Here is a 5,249-nt window from a genome sequence, read left to right on the forward strand (position 1 = left end):
CAATATCGTCCACACCGAGATTGTCCACACAGACAGCCACACTGATAATATCTACAATAGAATCAATGGCACCTACTTCATGGAAATGCACTTCTTCAATCGGCAGGCCATGGGCTTTAGACTCTGCTTCCGCAACAATCATAAACATTTTTTTCGATAATGTCTTAACATGCTCATTCTCAAGTCTATCAATCACTGCGAATACATCATGAATATTTCTATGTACATGCGCATGATGATGACCATGGCCGTGATCATGATGATGATGGTCATCATCGTGGTGATGATGTTCGTGATCGTGGTCATCATCATGGTGGTGATGTTCGTGGTCGTGGTCATCATCGTGGTGATGATGTTCGTGATCGTGGTCATCATCATGGTGATGCATATGGCCTTCATCATATTCCGGCTGATCTGGTATCAGCACATCAAAATCGCAGGCATCAATACCACACTTGCTGCTTCTGCCGATTTTTACCTCATAACCATCCACATGCAGTGAATCCAATGACTGTTTTAATACTTCCGGGTCTGCCCCAAGATCTAATAATGCACCAACCGTCATATCCCCGCTGATACCCGAAAAACATTCCAGATATAAAACTTTCTTGCTCATTTTACAAATCCCCTTATCTTTATACTTAAATTACAATAGACTGCTCAAAATCAATTTCTCAGGCAGGCACTGCTTCATCTATATGATATTGCCGTCAAATCCCCGTCTCTCTTATTCCGGCTTATAGGCTTTGACTGCCAAACGGTTAATCTGTGTACTGATATAGCCGGCACCGTAACCATTATCAATATTGACAACAGTAATGCCATTGGAACAGGAATTCAGCATAGTCAAAAGTGCTGACAGACCGCCGAAGTTCGCACCATAACCAATAGAAGTCGGAACAGCAATCACCGGTACCTCAACAAGGCCCGCCAGAACACCGCCAAGTGCTCCCTCCATACCGGCAACAGCAATAATACAGTTGGCTTTGCGAATTTCTTCCAGTTTGGCAAATAAACGATGAATGCCTGCAACACCCACATCATAAAATCTATCAACGTTGGTGCCAAAATATTCCGCCACCTGTGCTGCTTCTTCAGCAACTGCAATATCTGCCGTACCGGCTGTACAGACAGCCACACGGCCAATTCTTTCCTTTCCGGGCTTCTCAATCTTCAAAATTCTTGACAGCGGATCATAAGTCACTTCCGGTATAACGGCTTTCACTAGCTCATACTGATGCTCAGAAGCGCGCGTACCGAGTACCTCTGTATCAGTTTTATAAAATGTCTCATAAATCTTCAGCAAATGCTCATCCGATTTGCCACTGCAAAATACAACCTCGCCGAATCCGGAACGAATCTGCCGATGATGATCCAACTTGGCAAATCCCAGATCCTCATAAGGCAGCTGCTTTAATTCCTTAGCTGCCTCTTCCAGTGAAACCTTATCATTTTTCACATCTTCCAGTAGCTTTAAAACGTCCATATTGTCCCTCCCCATGCAAAACGAAAGCCACGAAAACGTACTGCGCTAAACCATATCTCACACATATGGGTATTCACGCTCAAACGCCTTCGTGGCCTTGATATGTAACTGTTCAGTTATCTTTATTCTATATCGTCTCTCTAAAATTCACAGCCGGCTTCGTACCGGACTTTTCTCACTCATTCTAACATATCAGCGAATAAGCGTCAATTATAACTCCTACTATGGTTATATGTTTTTAGACTGATGTTATGCCAATATTGCGTGATGACTATTTAGCCGGTGCTGCATTGGTGATAAATGCATCATAGATGACTTTGATCGCATCCTCGAAATACTTCTCTTTCACACCGATAATAATATTCAGCTCACTGGATCCCTGGTCGATCATCTTGATATTGATATTGGCACTGGCAAGGGCATTAAATACCTTGCTTGCGACACCACGCGTATCTCTCATACCGCGTCCCACAACCGCGATCAGTGCCAGACCGGATTCAAGATCCAGAAGATCCGGATGAACTGCACGGTGAATACCTGAGATGACCTGCTGCTCTTTGTGCTCAAACTCTGACTGGTGTACAAACACAGTCATTGTATCGACGCCTGACGGCATATGTTCGAAAGAAAGATTATTATCCTCAAATACCTGCAGAACTTTTCTGCCAAATCCGATTTCGGAGTTCATCATATCTTTTTCAATATTAATCGATGCAAAGCCTTTCTTGCCGGCAATACCGGTAATTGTATGCTTCGGTTTACGGCATGTGCTTTCTACAATCCATGTGCCCAGATCATCCGGCTTATTTGTGTTGCGGATATTGATCGGAATGCCCTCTTTACGTACCGGGAAAATAGCATCTTCATGCAGTACAGATGCGCCCATGTAAGAAAGCTCACGCAGTTCCTTATATGTAATTGCTTCAATCGCTTCAGGATTCTTGATAATTCTCGGATCTGCCACAAGGAAACCGGAAACATCTGTCCAATTCTCATATACATCCGCATGGACAGCCTTTGCCACGATAGAACCTGTGATATCAGAACCGCCTCTGGAGAAAGTTGTCACCACACCATCATCCTGAGCCCCATAGAAACCAGGCACAACGGCATATTCAACATCTTTCAATCTTGAAGACAAAATCAAATCTGTTCTGTCTGCTTCAAAATTGCCTGCATCATCAAAACGGATAACTGTAGCTGCATCAACGAACTCAAAACCAAGATAATTGGCCAGCACGATACCATTCAGATATTCACCTCTGGATGCGGCATAATTTCTTCCTGCTTTCAGACGGAACTGTTCATGAATTGTCTCAAACTCTTTGTCCAGTGTCAGATCCAGCCCAAGTCCTTCAATAATTTCATCATAGCGGGCCTTGATGTCTGCCAGTGCACCATCAAAATCCTTGCCGGCTTCTGCCAGATCATAGCATCCATATAACATATCTGTAACTTTTGTATCTCCATCAAAACGCTTGCCCGGTGCAGAAGGGACAACAAATCTTCTGTGTGGGTCTGCGTGAATAATATCCGCAACTTTTTTAAACTGTTCGGCACTTGCAAGGGAACTTCCGCCGAATTTTACAACGATCTTCATGATTTAATCCTCCGACAATTTCGAAATAATTTCCTAATTACATAAAATACACTATTTTTATCGATAATCAAGTGTTTTTTTCAAATTTTATGCATTTTTCTTTTATTTTCATAAATACATGTGCTATTATAAACCTTATTACGATACTTTACCACTATAAAACATCAAAAAGCACATGTTTTACATCTTTATCCATACCGATACCGAACAAAAACAGCCTGCATGTGCCTTGACGAATAATAGATGGTCACCTAAAGGAGAGACAAATATGAATTCGAAAAAAATGCAAAGCAATCTGATGCTCTTATTGACCGCTTTCATCTGGGGTGTTGCTTTTGTCGCACAGAGTGTGGGGATGGATTATGTCGGTCCATTTACCTTTAACTCTGTCAGAAATTTTATCGGTGCTTTTGTTCTGCTGCTTTTTATTCCATTACTTGACAAAGTCAACCGACAATCCGCAGCAACCGTCAACGCTTCCAACAGTGATGCGGCCTCTGCCACCGACATTGCATCGACATCCTCCTCATCCGTATCTGACAAGAAAACACTGATCATCGGCGGTATTGTCTGCGGTATCCTTCTGGCAATTGCCAGTTCTTTTCAGCAGGTTGGCATTGTCTACACAACCGTTGGCAAGGCCGGATTTATCACCGCCATGTATATCGTGATTGTCCCGATCCTCGGCCTTTTTGTGGGTAAAAAAGTCCGTCTTATTGCCTGGATCAGTGTCGGACTCTCCGTTATCGGCCTGTACCTGCTCTGCATGACAGAAAGTCTTTCCCTGGGCAAAGGTGATATTCTTGTCCTTATCTGCGCTTTTTGTTTTTCGTTTCATATTATGGTGGTGGACTATTTTTCACCAAAAGTCGATGGTGTCCGCATGTCCTGCATTCAGTTTTTCACCTGCGGCATCATCTGCGGCATACCTGCCATGCTTACAGAATCACCGAATCTCCATGCCATTCTGACAGCATGGCAGCCTCTCCTTTATGCAGGTGTACTTTCCTGTGCGATAGGTTATACGCTGCAGATCGTGGCACAAAAAAATACAGATCCCGTTATTGCCTCACTCCTTATGAGTCTGGAATCTGCATTTTCATTGTTAGCCGGATGGATTATCCTGCATCAGTATCTGTCTCCGAAAGAACTCTTCGGCTGTCTGCTGATGTTTGCCGCTATTATGCTTTCTCAAATCCCTGAGAAAAAGTCTGTGGCCGCTTAGCCGAATTTGCCAGTCATTTCATCTGAAAATTTCAATGCCTGCTTACTCTAGTACTTCGGCAGTTCAACAGGCCCGGCATACCGAACACCATTTTCTTTCAGCCACTGCCGCCGTTCCCGGTAATCCGGCAGATACGTTTCGACGATCTGCCAGAAAGCCGCAGAATGGTTCATTTCCCGCCGGTGGGCCAGTTCATGGACAATCACGTAATCCATAACCCTCTCCGGCATCAGAAGTAGCCGCCAGTTAAAATTCAGGTTTCCCCGACTGCTACAGCTTCCCCACCGTGTTTTCTGATCACGGATCGTGATCCTGCCGTAAGACACTTTCATTCTTGCCGCCCAAAAAGCCGTCTTTTGATGGAATCTTTCAGCCCCTTCTGTCCGAAGCCATTGTTCCGTCACATATTCCGGAATTTCCATCATTTGCGGACGTGGTTTTTCCACAAGTGCAGTCAAATATTTCTCAGTTATCCACCGTTCTTTTTCATTGATAAACCATTCAATATACGCTATCTTCATCCGCCTTGGTGCACGAATCAGAAGTTCCGCTCCGCCCTCCGGAATTTTTCTTATCTCAAGCCCTAAGGAACGTCTGTCTGAACGAATCAGCCGGCAGGATATAGACAAATCATTCAGAATCAGTATATTTTTTCTTAAATTTAATACCATTTGTATCGCCGCATTCTATCCTTTATTGTTCACATAGGTTTTGGCTCATTATTCACTCAAATTCCTGTTTCTGTTTGTATCCTACCAAGCGCCGGAATAGGCAATGGTCACACTGCTGTTAGCCGCACCGTCCGCCATAGCTTCCTGAATTCCTTTTCCCTCGCAGATAGCATAAAGAAATCCTGCAATAAAGCTGTCGCCTGCCCCCATGGTATCCACCACTTCGCAAGGCACAATACCACCATAATAAAACTTCTCGCCGTCATA

General features: G+C 43.9%; 6 protein-coding genes. 1 reads left to right on the top strand and 5 read right to left on the bottom strand.

What is annotated here, in order from left to right; translation table 11 throughout:
* The 3 genes from larC to WMO25_RS14415 form a co-directional block, all read right to left on the bottom strand.
* A partial coding sequence (gene larC, locus WMO25_RS14405) for a nickel insertion protein (RefSeq protein ID WP_349085876.1) occupies positions 1-616 on the bottom strand: 616 nt, incomplete at its 3' end.
* Positions 617-727: 111 nt separating this feature from the next.
* Positions 728-1,486, bottom strand: coding sequence for a nickel pincer cofactor biosynthesis protein LarB (gene larB, locus WMO25_RS14410; protein WP_117539277.1), 759 nt, complete (start codon positions 1,484-1,486; stop codon positions 728-730).
* Positions 1,487-1,757: 271 nt separating this feature from the next.
* Positions 1,758-3,086 (bottom strand): aspartate kinase, encoded by a 1,329-nt coding sequence (locus WMO25_RS14415; RefSeq protein ID WP_349085877.1) that lies wholly within the window; start codon positions 3,084-3,086, stop codon positions 1,758-1,760.
* A gap of 268 nt (positions 3,087-3,354) precedes the next feature.
* Between WMO25_RS14415 and WMO25_RS14420 the strand changes: the two genes are divergently transcribed.
* On the top strand, positions 3,355-4,311 hold the full coding sequence (locus WMO25_RS14420; RefSeq protein WP_117528587.1) for a DMT family transporter: 957 nt from the start codon (positions 3,355-3,357) through the stop codon (positions 4,309-4,311).
* A 47-nt stretch (positions 4,312-4,358) separates the two neighbouring features.
* Here the strand turns inward: WMO25_RS14420 and WMO25_RS14425 are convergent, their stop codons facing one another.
* Positions 4,359-4,982, bottom strand: a complete 624-nt coding sequence (locus WMO25_RS14425; protein ID WP_349085878.1) for a M48 family metallopeptidase — start codon at positions 4,980-4,982, stop codon at positions 4,359-4,361.
* Between the two features lie 81 nt (positions 4,983-5,063).
* On the bottom strand, positions 5,064-5,249 hold a 186-nt coding region (locus WMO25_RS14430; RefSeq protein WP_349085879.1), incomplete at its 5' end, for a PfkB family carbohydrate kinase.

Source organism: Coprococcus intestinihominis, from assembly GCF_040096555.1.
GTDB lineage: Bacteria > Bacillota > Clostridia > Lachnospirales > Lachnospiraceae > Coprococcus_A > Coprococcus_A intestinihominis.